1 pseudogene is annotated in these 562 nt (G+C 67.8%); it reads right to left on the bottom strand.

The features are described from left to right. A pseudogene (locus FK268_RS24520) lies at window positions 1-562 on the bottom strand (cutinase family protein); the annotation flags it as partial.

Below are 562 nucleotides of genomic sequence, written 5' to 3'. Positions count from 1 at the left end.
CCGGTCAGCGGGCGCGAGATCGCCTGGCTCACGGCCTGTCCGCCGGCCACGCCTGGCTGACCGGTGCCGGTGCCGGGCAGAAGCATCGTCACCAGCCCGAGCGGGTTTCCCGACAGGCCGGCACCGACGGCACTCATGATGCGGTCGGGCGTGATCGTCAGCGGCGCCGTGTTCGACGCGGCGCCTCCGCCGAGCATTCCCACGCGGAACACCGCCGAGAGCATCTGTCCCAGAGGAGGCATCGGATTGCGCGGGTCGGATGCCCACTCGATGCGTTCGGCGATCGTCTGCTTCGGCGCGTAGCTCGTCACGTTCCCACCGGGGATGTCCTCGGTGACGATCGGGACGATCGCTTTGATGGTCGTCGACGCGATCGCGTTCGCGATCGTCTGCATCGACCGAATCGGGTCTCCCTGGTCGAACTGCATCTGCCCAGCGACGTTGGTTACCGCGCGGATAAGGGGAGAGTCGGCAGGGATATCGCATGCGGGATCACCGGCAGCGCAGAACGACGCGTACCGGCCCGCGATCCGCGTGAGGTCGACGTTGCGATCCTTGGTCG

This window comes from Tsukamurella sputi, assembly GCF_007858445.1.
Classification (GTDB): Bacteria; Actinomycetota; Actinomycetes; order Mycobacteriales; family Mycobacteriaceae; genus Tsukamurella; species Tsukamurella sputi.
The sequence above is the reverse complement of the archived record's forward strand: the minus strand, read 5'-3'. Positions and strand labels throughout refer to the sequence as shown.